Below are 16010 nucleotides of genomic sequence, written 5' to 3'. Positions count from 1 at the left end.
GTCGTGGGGCATCAGCTGCCTGCGCGGTTACCCCGCACACGGGCGCGCAGCACCGGTTCCAGCATATCCAACATCTGGGCGCTGGTCGCGGTTCCGAAATGCGGGTGCTGGGTCAGACCGGGGAAGCGCGCCTTGACCTCTTCCGACAGTTCGGCCGGAAGGCGGTTCAGCACGGCCTCTGTCACCAGCAGGCTTTCGGCGGGAATCCCTTCCGCATAGACGATCTCATGCCGGTCGAAGACGAGGCTGAAGTAATCGACAAAGCCGCCCTCGCGGATGAAGACAGTTTCGCCATTGGCCAGATGCCGTGCCTGGACCAACAGTTCGGCGGTGGGCAGGCCCGGCACGCGATCACGCTGATACAGGAACATGCGGTGATGCTGGCTGACGATCAGGTCGCCCGCATTGCCCATCGCACCCGCGGTAATCACGACGGGTGCAAAGGCGCCCACACCCCGCAGCGTGGCATGGCCGACCCAGCGCACCGGCTGTGGCCCGTGATCGCGGGTCAGCACGCGATCACCGATCACCAAATCCTCGATGCTGCGCTGGGTTCCATCGGCCATGGTGATCAGCGTGCCACGCACAAAACTGACGCAGAGCAGGGCTGACAGGGCCGCAGTTTCCGGCGCCTCTTCGACCATCAAAAGCTGATATTCGATCCCCGCCCCGATCGGCGACAGGGGCAGGGCGTAAAGCCCTGCATCGCGGCCCGAAAGCTCCAGCAGCAGCAGCTCGACCCGGTTGCCATCATCGCCCATCAACGTGTAGCGCGCGCGCAGATCGACCCTGTCGCCCGGTGCGCCCAAGGGCGACTGGGCCCCCACAAGCTGGGTGCCGTTGCTCCGCGCCACGATCAGGCGCAGCGGGCCTTCGCCGCGATCAAGTTCATAGATGTCGCCGGGGCAGACCTCTTCGGGGCCAGCCAGAGACTCGCCCAGATTGACACCCTGCGCCACGTAGATTGCATCGGCCGGAAACACGAGACAGGTCTGTCCCGGTGGCAGATGGTCGTCTGCGGAAGCCATGATGCCCTTCTCCTTCGTCGGCGGAGCTGTCGTCCACGCGCCGCTGTATCCAGAATTTGATCGAAAGAATACAGCAATTTTCGGGCCAAAACGCGCCGGGCTTGCGTCCGGTCCGACATGGGCTAGGTTCGGATCATCATGATGCGCGAAGGGGGCGGGGCATGGATCTGGGTATTCGGGGCAAGCGGGCGCTGGTCTGTGCGGGCAGCAAGGGGCTGGGCCGGGGCTGCGCCGAGGCATTGGCCGAGGCAGGCGTTGATCTGGTGCTGAACGCGCGCGGGACCGAGGCACTTGAGGCCGCTGCCACCGCGATGCGCGACCGCTTTGGCGTGGACGTGATCACGGTCGCCGCCGATATCACCAGCCCCGAGGGCCGGGCCGAGGTTCTGGCGGCAGCGGGTGCGGTGGACATCCTTGTCACCAATGCCGGCGGTCCGCCCCCCGGCCATTGGCCCGATTGGGAGCGCGAGGATTTCATCCGCGCGCTGGATGCCAATATGCTGACGCCCATCGCGTTGATGAAGGCGCTGCTGCCCGGCATGATCGACCGCGGCTGGGGCCGGGTGGTCAATATCACCTCGGCCTCGGTCAAATCGCCGATTGGGGTTCTGGGCCTGTCGAACAGCGCGCGGGCGGGGCTGACGGGCTATGTTGCGGGCACAGCGCGGCAGGTGGCGCCCCATGGTGTCATCATCAACAACCTGCTGCCGGGCATCCATGATACCGACCGGGCCGAGGCCTTGGATGCGGGGGTGATGAAGGCCGAAAACATCACGCGTGAGGCGGCCCGCGCGCAGCGGATGGCGGGCATTCCCGCCCGTCGCTATGGATCGCCCGCCGATTTCGGCGCGGCTTGCGCCTTTCTCTGTTCGCAGCAGGCGGCCTTCATCGTGGGGCAGAACCTGCTGGTGGATGGTGGGGCCTTCAATTCCACGCTGTGATGCCTGCGGCTTGTCTCGGCCGGGGGGGCCTGCTAGGCAGAATTCCGATGAAATCTCTCGGGTAGGGCCGTGCCGCATCCTGTCTTCAGTTCCGTTCCCGCCGTTGCGCCGCCCCGGCTTGAGGTGCAATCCCTGAGCCGCACCTTCGGCGGGCGCCCGGTGGTGGACGGGGTGTCACTGACCATTGCCGCGGGGCAGGTGACTTGCCTGCTGGGGCCGTCGGGCTGCGGGAAATCCACGACACTGCGGATGATCGCCGGGGTGGATACGCCGGATGCAGGCCATATCCGCATCGACGGGGCCGAGGTCTGCGGCCCGGGGCTGAGCCTGCCGCCCGAAGCGCGCGGCGTGGGCTTGATGTTTCAGGACTTCGCACTTTTTCCGCATCTGACCGTGGCCCAGAACGTGGCCTTTGGCCTGCGGGGCGACCGTGAGGCCAAGTCCCGCCGGGTGGGTGAACTGCTGGATCGGGTGAACCTCTCGGGCTATGGCGCCAAGCACCCGCATGAGCTTTCGGGCGGCGAACAGCAGCGCGTGGCGCTGGCCCGGGCGCTGGCGCCGCGCCCGCGCATCATGCTGATGGATGAACCGTTTTCGGGCCTCGACAACCGACTGCGTGACGGCATCCGCGACACCACGCTTGAGGTGCTGAAGGAAGAAGGCGCCGCCGTTCTGCTGGTGACGCATGAACCAGATGAGGCGCTGCGCATGGCTGACGAGATCGCGCTGATGCGCGGCGGGCGGATCGTGCAATGCGGGTCGCCCTACAACATCTACAACAGCCCCGCCGATAAGGCCGCCGCCGCTTTCTTCAGCGATGTCAATGTGATCCGCGGTGTTTCGCGCGGGGCGCTGACGTTGACCCCCTTCGGCGAATTCCTGACGCCCGGCCATGCCGATGGCGCGCCGGTCGAAATCATCATCCGACCGCAGCATCTGAAGATCGACTTTGACCGCGGCGGGCGCGGCCCGAACCCCACGCCGATGGACGGCACGCCCGCGCGCGGCACGGTGGTGCGGTCGCGCTTTCTGGGGCGCGAAAGCCTTGTCGAATTCTCGATGGATTATGCGGGCGAGAAGCTGACTGCTGCGGTACCGGGGGTATTCCTGCCCAAGCCGGGCACGGTTCTCTGGCTCATGATCCGGCGCGATCGTTGTTTCGTATTTCCGGCATAAGCTCGGTCGCGATGCGGGCCTTGTAATCGGCCAGTTCGCGGCCCGTCTCGCGCGGGAAGGTTTCACCGGTTTCGTGGATCGAGACGATCCGGTCGAGCCGGAAGCTGCGAAAATCGCCGCGGGCCTCACAAAAGGCGGCAAGCGTCCAGATGCGGCCCCAGAATTCAAGCTGTAGCGGGCGGATGTCGCGGTGGCTCTCGCCGCCGTTGACATCGATATAGGTAATCGAGACGCGCTGCCGCTCGCGGATCGCGGCGCGCAGGATGGGCAGGTGGGGTGCGGCGCGGGTCGCCTCATCCCCGGTAAAGACGAACAGGTCATCGGGGTCTTCGGCGCTGGTCACGGGCATGACGGCGGCGATCTTGGCGGCCAGGCCGCGCGCGGCGCGGGCAAGACCGGGGTCGGCTCCTTCCGCCACCAGCCGCACGCCCAGACGCAGCGCCTCCATTTCCTCGGAGGTCAGGATCATCGGCGGCAGGGTGATCGGGGCGCGCAGGATGTAGCCTACGCCGCGCTCACCCTCGACCGGCAGGCCCGAGGCCATGAGCGTCGCCATGTCGCGCCAGATCGTGCGGACCGAAACCTCCAGCCGTTCGGCAAGCTCTGACGCGCGGTGCAGGCGCCCGTCACGCAAAAGCTGGATCAGTTCGAAGAGGCGGTCTGTGCGGCGCATGGCGCACAGACTCACCCCAACGGCGGGTCGCGTCAACCGTCCAAAGACCACAGAACCGGCTGATGGGACATCTCGATGCTGCTGACATCGAGCGCCGCCATGAAGGGCGCGAAGGCCGGGTCTGCTGTCACGGCAAGGGCCGCCGCTCGCGCCGCATCAAGGTTTTCCCACAGCACAAGGTCCGTCCAGACCCCATCCGAATCCCGCATCAAGTGCCGCCCGAGAAAGCCGGGACAGGCGCGCACCAGCGGCCCGGTCGCACGGGCGAAATCAACAAGTGTTTGTTCCGTAATGGTTTCATTCAGACGAAAGCGCACGATCTCGGCCACCAGGGCGGCGGTGGGGGCGGGCGTGGCTTGGGCCTTGGCCTCGGCGATCTGCGGTAGGTCTTGGGTGTCAGGCATGGGAAACTCCTCTGTCATGCCGGTTCGGTATGGCAGGGGGCAACTGACATATACCTGTCAGCAATCCGCCCCGGTCACGCGTTTTTCTGCTGCGCCTGCCGGGCTGTGGGGGCAGGAATGAAAGGGAACCGGGATGCGGGTGCATCCAATAGGAGACTGACATGGGAAGATTCGGGCCGCTTGAAATCCTCATCATCGCCGTGGTGCTGCTGGTGCTGTTCGGGCGTGGGAAGATCAGCAATCTGATGGGCGAAGTGGGCAAGGGCATCACCGCCTTCAAGAAGGGCGTGAAGGACAGCGCCGCCGAGGTCGAAAATGCCTCGTCCGATACCGCGCGGGACGTGACCCCGTCCACCATCGACAAGGACAAGGTCTGAGCCACCGGGCCGGACCCCCTCAGGCAAGCGGAGCGCGTTAGGGAATGCTGGATATCGGCTGGAGCGAGCTGATCCTGATCGGGATCGTTGCGCTGATCGTGGTGGGCCCGAAAGACCTGCCGCGGATGTTCCATACGCTTGGACGCTTTACCGGCAAACTGCGCGCCATGGGGCGCGAGTTCCAGTCGGCGATGAACGATGCCGCGAAGTCCACCGGTCTTGATGAGATGCGGCGCGACATGAATGACATCGTGTCGAAAAAGAGCCTGGGGCTTGATGCCCTGGATCGGGCTGCCGCCAAGTTTGAAAGCTGGGACCCGACCAAGCCCAGCCAGACCCCCACCCCGATGGACAAGGCGGCGGCCGCCGCCGCCGAACGTGCCCGGACCGCAGCCACCGCGGCCGAAATCGAGGCGGATGCCGATCTGGAGGACAGCCTGCTGCTGGCGACCGAAACGGGGGCGAAGCCCGCCCCTGTCGCGGCCACGCCGCCCGCCGCACCTGCGGCTTCTGACAAGACGGCCGTGCCCCCTGCGGCGCAGAAGGCCGGGGAATGATCTGAGATGACTGATGATACGATCGACGATACCGCAGCGCCGCTGGTCGAACATCTTGCGGAGCTGCGTCGCCGCCTGATCTGGGCGGTGCTGTCCTATATTGTGGCGATGTTTGCGGTTTATCCGCTGTCGATGCAGATCTTCAACTTCCTGTCGCATCCGATTTGCGAGGCCCTGGCCGCAACCGGCCAGAACTGCATGTTGCAGCTGATCTCGCCGCAGGAAGGGTTCTTCGTTGCCATCAATATCGCGCTGTTCGGTGGCCTTGTGCTGGCCTTTCCGGTCATCGCGTTCCAGCTGTGGCGCTTTGTGGCGCCCGGGCTCTACAAGTCGGAAAAGAATGCGCTGCTGCCTTTCCTGATCGCCTCGCCGGCCATGTTCATGCTGGGTGCGGCCTTTGCCTATTATGTCGTGCTGCCGATGGCCTTTGCGTTCTTTCTGGGCTTTCAGCAGATCGGGCCCGAGGTCGCAACTGCGGCTGCGACCGCCGGGGGCGAGGCCGCGGCCAGCGCCACGGCAGACCCGAATGTTCCGGGGATCGTGTTTCAGGGGTCGGCGCAGGAATATCTGGGCCTGACGATGAAATTCGTGCTGGCCTTCGGCCTGTGCTTCCAGCTGCCGGTCCTGCTGGTGCTTTTGGGCAAGGCGGGGATCGTCACAGCTGCCGGTCTGTCGGCCATGCGCAAATATGCCGTAGTCGCGATCCTGATCCTGGCCGCTGTGGCCACCCCCCCCGATGTGATGAGCCAGATTATCCTCTTTGCTGCGGTCTATCCCTTGTATGAGATCTCGGTGATCCTGATCCGCCGGATCGAAAAGCAGCGCGAAGCGCGTCTGCGGGCCGAGGGGCTGTGGGATGAAGATGAGGATGAAGGGGACGCAGCATGAGTGAGACGCTGCCTCTTGCGGCGCTTCAGCGGATCGCCGAGGCGCTTGAACGGCTGGCCCCACCGCCGCATCCGGTACCCGATGTCGGATCGGCCGGGGCCTTCGTCTGGCATACGGCGCCCGACCGGCTGGAGCCTGTGGCAAAAGTGGCGCGGGTCGATCTGTCGCTTCTGGTGGGGATCAACCGCTCGCGCGATACGCTGCTTGCCAATACGCTGCATTTCGCCAAGGGGCTGCCCGCGAATAACGCGCTGCTCTGGGGTGCGCGGGGCATGGGGAAATCGAGCCTGGTGAAAGCGGTCCATGCCGCCGTGCGGGTCGAAGGGCATGACCTGAAGCTGGTGGAGCTGGCCCGCGAGGATCTGCCTTCGGTCGGGCGGCTGCTGAACGTGTTGCGGGGCGCGCCTGCGCGGTTTGTGCTGTTCTGTGATGATCTGTCGTTCAGCCATGATGACCAGCATTACAAGAGCCTGAAGGCCGTGCTGGATGGCGGGATCGAGGGGCGGCCCGAGAATGTGATCCTTTATGCCACGTCGAACCGGCGGCATCTGATGCCGCGCGACATGATCGAAAACGAACGCTCGACCGCGATCAACCCCGGCGAGGCGGTCGAGGAGAAGGTTTCGCTTTCCGATCGTTTCGGGCTGTGGCTGGGCTTCCATCCCTGTTCGCAGGACGAATATCTGGCGATGATCGAGGGCTATTGTGCGGCCCATGGCGTGGCGGTGGCGCCCGAGGTGCTGCGCGCCGAGGCGATCGAATGGCAGGCCACGCGGGGTGGACGGTCGGGCCGGGTGGCCTGGCAGTTCTTTACCGATCTCGCCGCCCGCTACGGCGCAAGGATTTCCTGACGGGCGGGGGCGGCCCGGCCGGGGCATCGAGCCCCCGCCGGACCGGCTGCCGCGGTGCGGATGACGGATCGAGGCATGAAAAAGGCCGGGCAAATGCCCGGCCTTTTGACGTTGGGGCGGTGGCCCTTACTGCAGATATTTCGTCGGATCGACGGAATCAAAGCCCTTGCGAACCTCGAAATGCAGGAAGGACGGATTCCCGCTTCGGACCTTGGCGATGGATTGGCCGCGTTTGACGGTGGCGCCTTTGGCCACGCTTACCGCATCGATGCCGCCATAGACGGTGAGCAGGTTGTCGGCATGACGGATCACGAGGATCGGCACGCCTTCGGTATTCTTGGTGATGGCGGCAACAGTGCCGTCGCCTGCGGCGGCAACGCTGGTACCGGCCGCGGCGCCGATGTCGATGCCATCATTCTTGCCCTTGGAATAGCCGCGGATGATCTGGCCACCCACCGGCATGGCGAGTTTGCCGCCACTGTCGCTGCGGGTAGCGCCGAGGTCGGCCACGGGTTTGCTGGGCGCAGGTGCCGCCGCGGGGGCGGGCGCTTTGGCGGTGGGGCTGGTTGTCGCGGGGGCCGGGGCGGCGGCAATCGGCGGTTCATCCTGCGCCGGAAGCGGCTTGGCCGCCGAGGGCGGCACGGGGGTGGGCGAACCGCTGCCCGGCAGGGTCACGGGTTCTGCCATGGGGACGGCCACCGGGGCGGCGGGTGCAGCGGCGGCCGCGACCACCGGGATCAGCAGATATTGCCCTTCGCGCACCGAGAGATTGGCATCCAGCCCGTTCCAGTCGGCCAGATCCTTGGGCGAGACATTGTAGGCCCGCGCGATGGTGAAGGCGGTTTCGCCGCGCTGCACCTGGTGGCGGGCGGGTTCCACGCCGGGGGCCTGGCTCGTCGCGTCGGGGCCTTTCTGCCAGCCGGCAGGGGCAGCGCCCGGGGTTTTCGAGGTGGTGGCACCCGTCGCCCCTGCGGGCATGCCGGGGGCGGCGCGGTTGATGGCCTGACCGGCGATCGAGGTCACGTCGATGGCACCGGCGCGGATCGGCGCGCCGACGATGGCCCCGGGGGCGGCGGTGGGCATGGCGCCTCCGGCCTCGGCCACGCGGCGTGGCAGGGCGATGACCTCACCTTCCCGCAGAGTGCCGCCAGGCTGCATGGCGTTGTAGCGGGCCAATTCCCCCGGATCCACGCCCACGCGGGCGGCCAGGCTGCTGACGGTATCGCCGCGCCGTGCCACGGCGACCTGATAGCCAGGGTATGAGATCACGCCGCGTGCGTCGGGTGTGGGGCGGCTGGCAGCGGCGCCACGGGCGGCATCGGCGGTCGAGAGGGCGCCGGGGCGGAAGTCCCAGTCAAAGGGCTTGCCACCACCCATCCCGCAGGCCGAAAGCAGCATCAGGGCGCTGCCCATGCCCAGAAGACGGGGAAGGGAAAGGGGAGAAATCTGTCGCATGGCTCGGCCTCGATCCTGCCCGGTTGGCCCCGGGTCGCGTCGCGTTACGCTGAATATTGTGCGCGGGAGACTAATCCGACGCAAGCCCTTCTACCAGAGGGACAAAGCGCACCGGGCGGAGTTCCTCGTAGTCAAAGCCGCGTTCGGTGCGGGTGACCTTGATCAGGCTCTGGACCGTATCGGATTGGCCGACCGGCAGGACCATGATCCCGCCAAGCTTCAGCTGCGCGAGCAGCGGCCCCGGCGGGTCTTCGGCGGCGGCGGTCACGATGATGCGGTCAAAGGGCGCCTGTTCCGGCCAGCCGAAACTGCCATCCCGGGCCACGGCCGTGATATTGGGCAGGTTCAGGTCGCGGAACAGCTCCACCGCTTCGCGCACGAGGCGCCGGTGGCGGTCGATTGTATAGACCCGGCGTGCCAGCAACGACAGGATTGCCGCCTGATAGCCAGACCCGGTCCCGATCTCGAGAACGACATCGCGCGGCTGCACATTGAGCGCTTGCGTCATCAACCCCACAACCGACGGCTGGCTGATCGTCTGCCCGCAGGAGATGGGGAGCGGCATGTCCTCATAGGCGCGGTCGGCAAAGATGCCGCGCACGAAAAGCCCCCGGTCAATCCGTTCCATCGCAGTCAGCACGCGGGCATCCGTCACCCCGCGCGACCGCAGCGCAAAAAGAAACCGCATCTTGCGTTCGGCCGGTCCCTCGTCGTGATGATCCGGCGTGCCCTGCATCATGCCAGACGCGCCGCCAGATCGGCCAGAACGTCATGCGCCGTCAGATCGGCGCGCATGGGCGTGACCGAGATATAGCCGTCAAGGTTCACCGCAGCATCGGTGCCCGGCGCGGTGGGCGTATGCTGCGGGCCGCCCTTGATCCAGAGGAAGCGCCGCCCCGAGGGCGAAATCTGCGGCTCGGCCGAGAAAGAGGTTTCGCGGCGGAAGCCCTGCGGGGCCACGCGCGTCCCCTTGACCTTTGCACCGGGGACAGGGGGGAAGTTCACATTGTAGAAGATCCGGTAATCGGCTTCGGGCTGCCAGAGGTCCGCCTCAAGGATCGCCCGCACGGTAGCTGCGCCATGCTGGCGCGAGGCTTGGAAAGTATCGGCCAGATCGGCGGTTTGCGGGCCCATGAATTGCGACAGCGCAATCGCAGGAATGCCCTGCAGCGCCGCCTCAAGCGCGCCGCCGATGGTGCCGGAATAGAGGGTGTTTTCCGCAGCATTGTTGCCCCGGTTTACCCCCGACAGCACCAGATCGGGCCGCGCGCCTTCCAGCACATCGTAAAGCCCGGCCAGGACGCAATCGGCGGGGCTGCCTTCGGCGGCATAGCGGCGGTCCCCCAGACGGGCGATCATCATGGGGCGGCTGTAGCTGATGCAATGGCCGACGCCCGATTGTTCAAAGGCGGGGGCCACGGTCCAGACCTCGCCGCCGGGGCCGGCGATTTCGGTTGCGATGTCGTGCAAAACCTCAAGGCCCGGGGCATTGATCCCGTCATCATTGGTAATCAGAATACGCATCCCGCCCCCCGCAATCTTTGGGCTCTTGCTTAGACGAGGGGCGCGCACGCGGCAAGCGGCGCGTAGGGGGCGGGCGTGGTTTTCGGGTCAAGCAGACCGGGGGGCCGGGGTGGGCAGGACGAGCATGTCGCAGCGCTGTCCACGCAGCAGGGCCTGAGCGACAGACCCGATCAGTCCGCGCAAAAGGCCCGATGGTCCGTGGGTGCCCATGACCAGCAGGTCGGGCGGATCTTGGGCCATCAGCGCGGTCAGCGCGGGTGTCGGGGCGCCCGCCACCAGCCGCAGCCGGGGTGAGAGGGGGGCGAGAGCTGTCTGTTCCGCAAAGGCCACAAGGGCCGCCTCTGCGTCGCGGGTTTCATGGTCGGTCGCGGGCGCCCCGGTGGCACCCAGCGGGCGGGCTAGGCCCTGGCCCAAGGGATGGAAGGCATGGGCCAGCGTCACCTCGGCCCCCCGCAACAGGCCCGACCGGGCCAGCCAGTCCAGCCCCGGCACCGACGCGGGCGAAAGATCGGTCGCGACCAGCACGCGCCGCCAATGTTTGCCCTCTGTAGTTTGGCAAATCAGCACGGGCGGGCCGCCGTGGCGGATCACCCGTTCCAGCGTGGTTCCGGTCAGCACATCGCCCAGGGTTTCCTGTCGATGGCGCCCCATCAGGATCAGGTCCGCCCCCAGTTGATCGGCGCTGTCGCAGATGGTGACATGGGCATGCCCCGCCCGGATCTGCAATATCACCTGCTCTGGCAGACCGGCCACCGCTGCGGCATGGGACAGGGCCGCCTGCACCGAGGGGGCCAGATCCTCTTGCAGCCCGGCGGGCAGGTCGGCCTCTGTGACATGCAGAAGCGTCACCCTTGCCGGGCGCAGGCGGGCCGCCCGCGCCAAGGCTGGGGCCGCGCGTGGTGTCAGATCGGTTGCAATGAGAACCGACAGCGCTGTGGGAAGGGGGGTATCGGTCATGGGCATCTCTGATCGGTCCGGGCAAGGGCAGGGTGGCAGGCCCGGCCTGGGGGCGCCATGATCCGTATCAACCCCCGTTGCGCCGTTCCGTTCCCGCAGGAAAAAGGCCCCGACGTCCACCGGGGCCTTCCGTCCTGCCCGCTGATCAGTCCAGTTTGCCGAGGTTGCGCAGCAGCGTTTCGCCCGAGCTGTCATCCACACCGTCATTGTCGGTCACAAACCAGGCGTCGCCTGCGGCGTCGATGGCAAAGCCTTCGACCTTGTCGGGGGCATAACCGTTCAGCACCGTCAGGTCGGGCAGCAGATCGCGAACCACCTCTTTGCTGGCAACCGGAAGGGGCTGGTCCAGCGCCACCGGGGCAAGGTCCGACAGCTTCAGCCGCGTCAGCTGCTTCAGCCGGGCTTTGTCAGCGATCTGATTGTCACGTTCGATCAGATACATCCAGTCGCCCGCGATGGTCAGTTCCGACAGACCGGCCCAGGCATCACCCTCGACGGCATTCAGCGGATAGTGCAGCGCCGACCAGCCACCTTCTTCGGCCTCGGTATCGAAGGCCAGCAGTTTGACCATGCCTTTGGGGTCATCCTTCCATTCGCGCTGCATGGCGAGCCAGAGCGTCTTGCCCTGCAGGGCGATCCCTTCCAGCCCGAAACGGGTTTCCTGTGCCAGCAGTTCCGGCGGCAGGGCGATTTCGCGGTCAATCGCGCCCTCGGCATCGACATGGTAGACGGCGTGGGGGACCAGATGGTCGCTGCGCCCTTCCGAGGCAAGCCAGAACCCGCCCTCGCCATCCAGCGTGATCCCCTCGAGATCAAGCTTTTGTGCCGCATCGCCATTGCGCGTCACCGGCAGGGCCGAGGTGAGCCGGGCCGGGGTCTGCGTGGCGTCGATGGTGTAGATCGCAGGCGCGCCGCCCAGAACCGAGTCGCTGATGGCAAAGAATTTGCCCGGCACGGCCGGATCTGCAGCAAGGCCCGACAGCGCGGCCCAGCCGATTAGCGGCTCGGTCCCGGCGGAGGTCAGCGTCGGATAAGCTGCGGGTGCCTCGCTCCGCTCAAACAGCATGACATGGGCCGGGGCAAGGCCGTCTTCCCGCAGGTCCAACTCATTCGCGGTGGCCAGCAGATTGCGGCCGGGGATCGCCACCAGACCTTCGGGCGACACACCCGAGGGCAAAAGTTGTTTCAGCACCGGGGCGGACGGATTGCTCAGGTCATACACCGCAACGATCGAGGCGCGTTCCGACACCACGAACAGCAAGGGCTGGCCATCAAAGGTCGCGATCTCGACGCTCTCGATTTCGACCCCCTTCTTGTTACGGTGATCGGGGTAATGACCGATGGCGGCAATCTCGCGCTCCAGCGCGGCGCCGGATTCGAAGACGACGCTGCCGTCGCGCGCGAAAATGGTGAAACCCCGCGCGCCGCCTTCGTAATCGCCTTCATTGGCGGTAACGAAATGGTCGGCGTCGATCCATTTCACGGCATCGGGTTCGCGCAGCGCGCCGTCCTTGCTGCCGGTGAAATCAAGACGGCCGTCCTTCTTGGTGTCGATCCCGGTCAGATCCACGGCCCCGGCGCTGAAATGGCTGGCCACCTTACCATCGGCGCCGATCACGACGATGTGGTTGTTTTCCTGCAGGGTAACGACAATCTCGCCCGCGGCGTTCACATCCAGATATTCCGGTTCCGGGTCATCGCCGCCGACCTCGGCCAACCCTGTGAGGTCGATCTTCTGCAGACCGGCGCAATCGACCGCGCCGTCGGTGAGCGGCAATTTCACCACATAACCGGCAGGCATGTGCGGCAGGGCGCCGTCATTCACCTCTTCGTCCCGCTCATTTTCGATGGCGATGGCAAGGAAGCTGCCGTCCTTGGCCTTGGCCACGGCATCGGGTTGGCCGCCCAGATCGCATTCGGCGGTGATCGCCTGGGCCGCAAGATCGACCGTCACCAGTTTGCCCGAAGGGGCGGTGTAGCTTTCCGATGTGTTCACCCCCACAAAGGCCAAGCCGCCGATGATCTGGGTCGTCGTGGGCTCCCCGCCCATGGGGATATTGCCCAGCGGCTTCGGCGTGCTGGGCGTCGAGATATCGACAAGTCCGATCACGCCCAGCGGGCTGTCGGAATAGACCAGCGTCTGCCCGTCTTCCGTCGCGGCGATGATCTCGGCCGAGGAGGCGCGCGCGGTATCTTCACCCGCCGCCATGTTCAGCGGCGTGGCGAAGGTCGAGATGCGGTTGAACATCGGTTCCGCCAGGGCAGGGGTGGCTGCGATCAGCGCAAGGGCAGAGGTCAGGCAAAGGGGGCGCAGGGCCATGGTGTGCATTCCTGTTCGGGGTCTGTCGGACGCAGCAATGGCGCGCTTTGATGACAGGTGGATCACGCAGGCATGACGGTTTGGTGATGCTGTGGCTGGCATCGCGCCCCCGGCACCCTTGGAATTTTGCGCATTTCGCCTATCAAGGCCGCAGATCGGAGACCGCCATGACCCAAAGATTCGGCTTTCAGGTCCATGCCACCGACGGCAAGGCCCGCACCGGAACCATCTCGACCCCGCGGGGCGAGATCCGCACCCCCGCCTTCATGCCGGTGGGCACGGCCGCCACCGTCAAGGCGATGATGCCGGAATCGGTGCGCGCCACGGGGGCCGACATCCTGCTGGGCAATACCTATCACCTAATGCTGCGCCCCACGGCCGAACGCATTGCGGCGCTGGGCGGGTTGCACCGCTTCATGAACTGGGAACGCCCCATCCTGACCGATTCCGGCGGTTTTCAGGTGATGAGCCTGTCGTCCCTGCGTAAACTGACGGAAGAGGGCGTGCGCTTTTCCAGCCATATCGATGGCAGCAAGCATATGCTGACGCCCGAACGCAGCATGGAGATCCAGAAGCTGCTCGGCTCGGACATCGTCATGTGTTTCGACGAATGTCCCGCGCTGCCCGCCACGGATGATGTTGTTGCCAAATCCATGCGCATGTCGATGCGCTGGGCGCAGCGGTCGCGCGATGCCTTTGGCGACCGGCCGGGCCATGCGCTGTTCGGGATCATGCAGGGCGGTGTCACGCGCGATCTGCGCGAGGAATCGGCCGAGGCGCTGAAATCCATCGGCTTTGACGGCTATGCTGTCGGCGGTCTGGCCGTGGGCGAGGGGCAAGAGGCCATGTTCAGCGTTCTGGACTATGCCCCCGGCTTCTTGCCCGAGGACAAGCCGCGCTATCTGATGGGGGTGGGCAAGCCCGATGACATCGTGGGTGCCGTCGAACGCGGGATCGACATGATGGACTGCGTCCTTCCGTCGCGTTCGGGGCGCACGGGCCAGGCCTGGACGCGCCGGGGCCAGGTCAACATCAAGAACCAGCGCCATCAGGACGATCCTCGCCCTCTGGATGAACACTGCACCTGCCCGGCGTGCCGCAACTACAGCCGCGCTTACCTGCATCATGTCTTCCGCGCGCAGGAAATCATCTCCTCCATGCTGCTGACGTGGCACAATCTGCACTACTACCAAGAGTTGATGCAGGGCCTGCGTGACGCGATTTTCGAAAACCGCCTGCAATCCTTCGTCGCGGATTTTCACGCAGAGCGCGCACAAGGAGATATCGAGCCGCTTTGAGGTTGGCCCGGTTCTTGCCCCCTAAAACGAAGCCTTGCCCTGTCCGTATCCCGTGTGGCGCGACAGGGCAGGGCTTCGTGATCATCTGGGGGATAACATGCAGCACATCCATTTCCACGCGGGCCGGACATGAGCGCCGACGGTTCCCTGTTCGGCCAATCGGCCGATTTCAGGCCGCGGCCCGCCACGGGCGAGGCGCCGTTCGACCTTGACGAGATGTTCTTCTCGCGCACCGATCTGCGCGGGGTCATCGCGGCCTTCAACACCATCTTTCTGCGCGTGGCGGATTATCAGCCCGAAGACCTGCTGAATGCACCGCACCGTCTTATCCGCCACCCGGATATGCCCAAAGGGGTGTTCTGGCTTTTGTGGCAAGGGCTGCATCGCGGGGGCTTGGTGGGCGCATATGTGAAGAACCGCGCGCGCGACGGGCTGCATTACTGGGTCTTTGCGGTGATCCAGCCCATTGACGGCGGCTATCTGTCTGTCCGCATCAAGCCCAGTTCATCGCTGTTCGGTGCCGTGCAGCGCGAATATGCCGATCTCTTGCGCCGCGAGAAGGAAGAGGGCCTGACGCCCGAGCAATCGGGCATGGCGCTGCTGGAACGGTTGCGGGCGCTGGGATGGCGCAACTATGCCTGTTTCGAGGCCGATTGCATCGCCGCTGAATATCAGTCGCGCCGCGCGGGGCTTGGCGAGGGCCCTGATGCCGATATCGAGGATCTGACGGGGGTTCTGAAAAATGCCCGCAGCCTGCGGTCCGAGGTCAGCGACCTGAACGCCCGATTTGCCGGGGCCAATCTGCTTACGATCAACATGCAGGTGATTGCGACCAAGCTGCGCGAAGGGCGTCGCACCATCAGCGAGATCGCCAAGAACTATGGTCTGATGGTCAGCGAAATCCAGACCAGCCTGGCCGCCTTCAATTCCGTGGTGCAGGACGAAGATCCTTTTGCCGCGTCGCCCGAGGCGCGGGCTGTCTTTCGCATGACGACCGCCCGGCTGATGGCCGAGGCCGCAGCGCGGTTCCGGGCGGAACACTGCGACCTGCGGGGCGTCTGCCGTGACACGGAAATGGCGCTGCTGGATTCGCGCGCAACCTGGGCTGCCACGCAATCAAACCGCGCGCTCGACGAGGTGATGCAGACCGTGTCCGACATGCGGCGCAATGTCGATCAGCTGCGCCGCCTGATCATCGGCCTGTCGATCGTCCGGATCGCCTGCCGGGTGGAAAGCGGCATGCTGGCCGTGCGGTCCCAGGGGCTTGAGACCATCGTGGCGCGTCTGGACGGGCTGCAAGAGGAAATCGGCCGTATCCTGGATGAGATCGACGGATCGGGGCAGCACGCGATGGACCATCTCAAGCGCTACCGCCTGCGGTCTGATCCGTTGTCGCATCTCTATTGACTGCGGCCGCGCGACACGGATTGGTGACGGAACGGTGTGTCGTGGAACGTTGAGGGTATGTTGACACTCGTGTGGCAGACCCCCAGATATGGGAGCAGAGGGGGAGGCCGGAGCTGCCGACGGTCGGGGCCAGGGTCTTCCTGCCAGAAAGGAA

At 65.7% G+C, this 16010-nt stretch carries 16 protein-coding genes; 8 read left to right on the top strand and 8 right to left on the bottom strand.

Annotated elements, in window-relative coordinates:
* Window positions 1–11 precede the first annotated feature (11 nt).
* Window positions 12–1028 (bottom strand): Hint domain-containing protein, encoded by a 1017-nt coding sequence (locus tag IE101_RS03635; RefSeq protein WP_189632410.1) that lies wholly within the window; start codon window positions 1026–1028, stop codon window positions 12–14.
* Between the two features lie 161 nt (window positions 1029–1189).
* Between IE101_RS03635 and IE101_RS03630 the strand changes: the two genes are divergently transcribed.
* Entirely contained in the window at window positions 1190–1969 is a 780-nt protein-coding gene (locus IE101_RS03630) for an SDR family oxidoreductase (RefSeq protein ID WP_189632409.1), read from the top strand.
* A gap of 69 nt (window positions 1970–2038) precedes the next feature.
* The gene (locus IE101_RS03625; protein WP_189632408.1) at window positions 2039–3145 is read left to right on the top strand and encodes an ABC transporter ATP-binding protein; all 1107 of its coding nucleotides are present in this window, start codon (window positions 2039–2041) and stop codon (window positions 3143–3145) included.
* Here the strand turns inward: IE101_RS03625 and IE101_RS03620 are convergent.
* Both IE101_RS03620 and IE101_RS03615 read right to left on the bottom strand, forming a co-directional pair.
* Window positions 3105–3818 carry a helix-turn-helix transcriptional regulator gene (locus tag IE101_RS03620; protein ID WP_189632407.1) on the bottom strand — a complete coding sequence of 238 codons (714 nt, stop codon included), beginning with the start codon at window positions 3816–3818 and terminating at the stop codon, window positions 3105–3107. The two genes, IE101_RS03625 and IE101_RS03620, sit on opposite strands and share 41 nt — an antisense overlap.
* A 32-nt stretch (window positions 3819–3850) precedes the next feature.
* Window positions 3851–4222 (bottom strand): antibiotic biosynthesis monooxygenase family protein, encoded by a 372-nt coding sequence (locus tag IE101_RS03615; protein WP_189632406.1) that lies wholly within the window; start codon window positions 4220–4222, stop codon window positions 3851–3853.
* 161 nt (window positions 4223–4383) lie between these two features.
* Here IE101_RS03615 and tatA point away from each other — a divergent pair, with 161 nt between their 5' ends.
* Genes tatA through IE101_RS03595 form a run of 4 tightly spaced genes read left to right on the top strand, consistent with a single transcriptional unit; the run spans window position 4384 to window position 6895 of the window.
* Window positions 4384–4599: a twin-arginine translocase TatA/TatE family subunit gene (gene tatA, locus IE101_RS03610; protein WP_189632405.1), complete on the top strand. Its 216-nt coding sequence runs from the start codon at window positions 4384–4386 to the stop codon at window positions 4597–4599.
* Window positions 4600–4643: 44 nt separating this feature from the next.
* The gene (tatB, locus tag IE101_RS03605; protein WP_189632404.1) at window positions 4644–5156 is read left to right on the top strand and encodes a Sec-independent protein translocase protein TatB; all 513 of its coding nucleotides are present in this window, start codon (window positions 4644–4646) and stop codon (window positions 5154–5156) included.
* A gap of 6 nt (window positions 5157–5162) precedes the next feature.
* Window positions 5163–6044 (top strand): twin-arginine translocase subunit TatC, encoded by an 882-nt coding sequence (gene tatC / locus IE101_RS03600; protein WP_189632403.1) that lies wholly within the window; start codon window positions 5163–5165, stop codon window positions 6042–6044.
* Window positions 6041–6895, top strand: coding sequence for an ATP-binding protein (locus IE101_RS03595; RefSeq protein ID WP_189632402.1), 855 nt, complete (start codon window positions 6041–6043; stop codon window positions 6893–6895). Before tatC ends, IE101_RS03595 begins: the two co-directional genes overlap by 4 nt.
* 126 nt (window positions 6896–7021) lie before the next feature.
* On the opposite strand, the gene IE101_RS03590 is transcribed toward IE101_RS03595, so the two are convergent.
* From IE101_RS03590 to IE101_RS03570, 5 genes are all read right to left on the bottom strand, one after another.
* On the bottom strand, window positions 7022–8350 hold the full coding sequence (locus IE101_RS03590) for a M23 family metallopeptidase (RefSeq protein ID WP_373296044.1): 1329 nt from the start codon (window positions 8348–8350) through the stop codon (window positions 7022–7024).
* 70 nt (window positions 8351–8420) lie between these two features.
* Window positions 8421–9086, bottom strand: a complete 666-nt coding sequence (locus IE101_RS03585; RefSeq protein ID WP_189632730.1) for a protein-L-isoaspartate(D-aspartate) O-methyltransferase — start codon at window positions 9084–9086, stop codon at window positions 8421–8423.
* Window positions 9086–9874, bottom strand: coding sequence for a 5'/3'-nucleotidase SurE (gene surE / locus IE101_RS03580; protein WP_189632401.1), 789 nt, complete (start codon window positions 9872–9874; stop codon window positions 9086–9088). The genes IE101_RS03585 and surE overlap by 1 nt, the downstream gene beginning before the upstream one ends.
* Before the next feature lie 87 nt (window positions 9875–9961).
* Window positions 9962–10831: a universal stress protein gene (locus tag IE101_RS03575; RefSeq protein ID WP_189632400.1), complete on the bottom strand. Its 870-nt coding sequence runs from the start codon at window positions 10829–10831 to the stop codon at window positions 9962–9964.
* 145 nt (window positions 10832–10976) lie between these two features.
* Complete coding sequence (locus IE101_RS03570) at window positions 10977–13151, bottom strand: esterase-like activity of phytase family protein (RefSeq protein WP_189632399.1); 2175 nt, start codon at window positions 13149–13151, stop codon at window positions 10977–10979.
* A 167-nt stretch (window positions 13152–13318) separates the two neighbouring features.
* On the opposite strand from IE101_RS03570, the gene tgt reads away from it, so the two are divergent.
* Complete coding sequence (gene tgt / locus IE101_RS03565; RefSeq protein ID WP_189632398.1) at window positions 13319–14449, top strand: tRNA guanosine(34) transglycosylase Tgt; 1131 nt, start codon at window positions 13319–13321, stop codon at window positions 14447–14449.
* A 129-nt stretch (window positions 14450–14578) separates the two neighbouring features.
* Window positions 14579–15856, top strand: coding sequence for a PAS domain-containing protein (locus IE101_RS03560; RefSeq protein ID WP_189632397.1), 1278 nt, complete (start codon window positions 14579–14581; stop codon window positions 15854–15856).
* The last annotated feature ends 154 nt before the right edge of the window (window positions 15857–16010 follow it).

This window comes from Gemmobacter lanyuensis, from assembly GCF_014652355.1.
In the GTDB taxonomy this organism is placed as follows: Bacteria; Pseudomonadota; Alphaproteobacteria; order Rhodobacterales; family Rhodobacteraceae; genus Gemmobacter; species Gemmobacter lanyuensis.
Note: the sequence above shows the minus strand (reverse complement) of the source record. Positions and strands in the feature narration are given on the sequence as shown.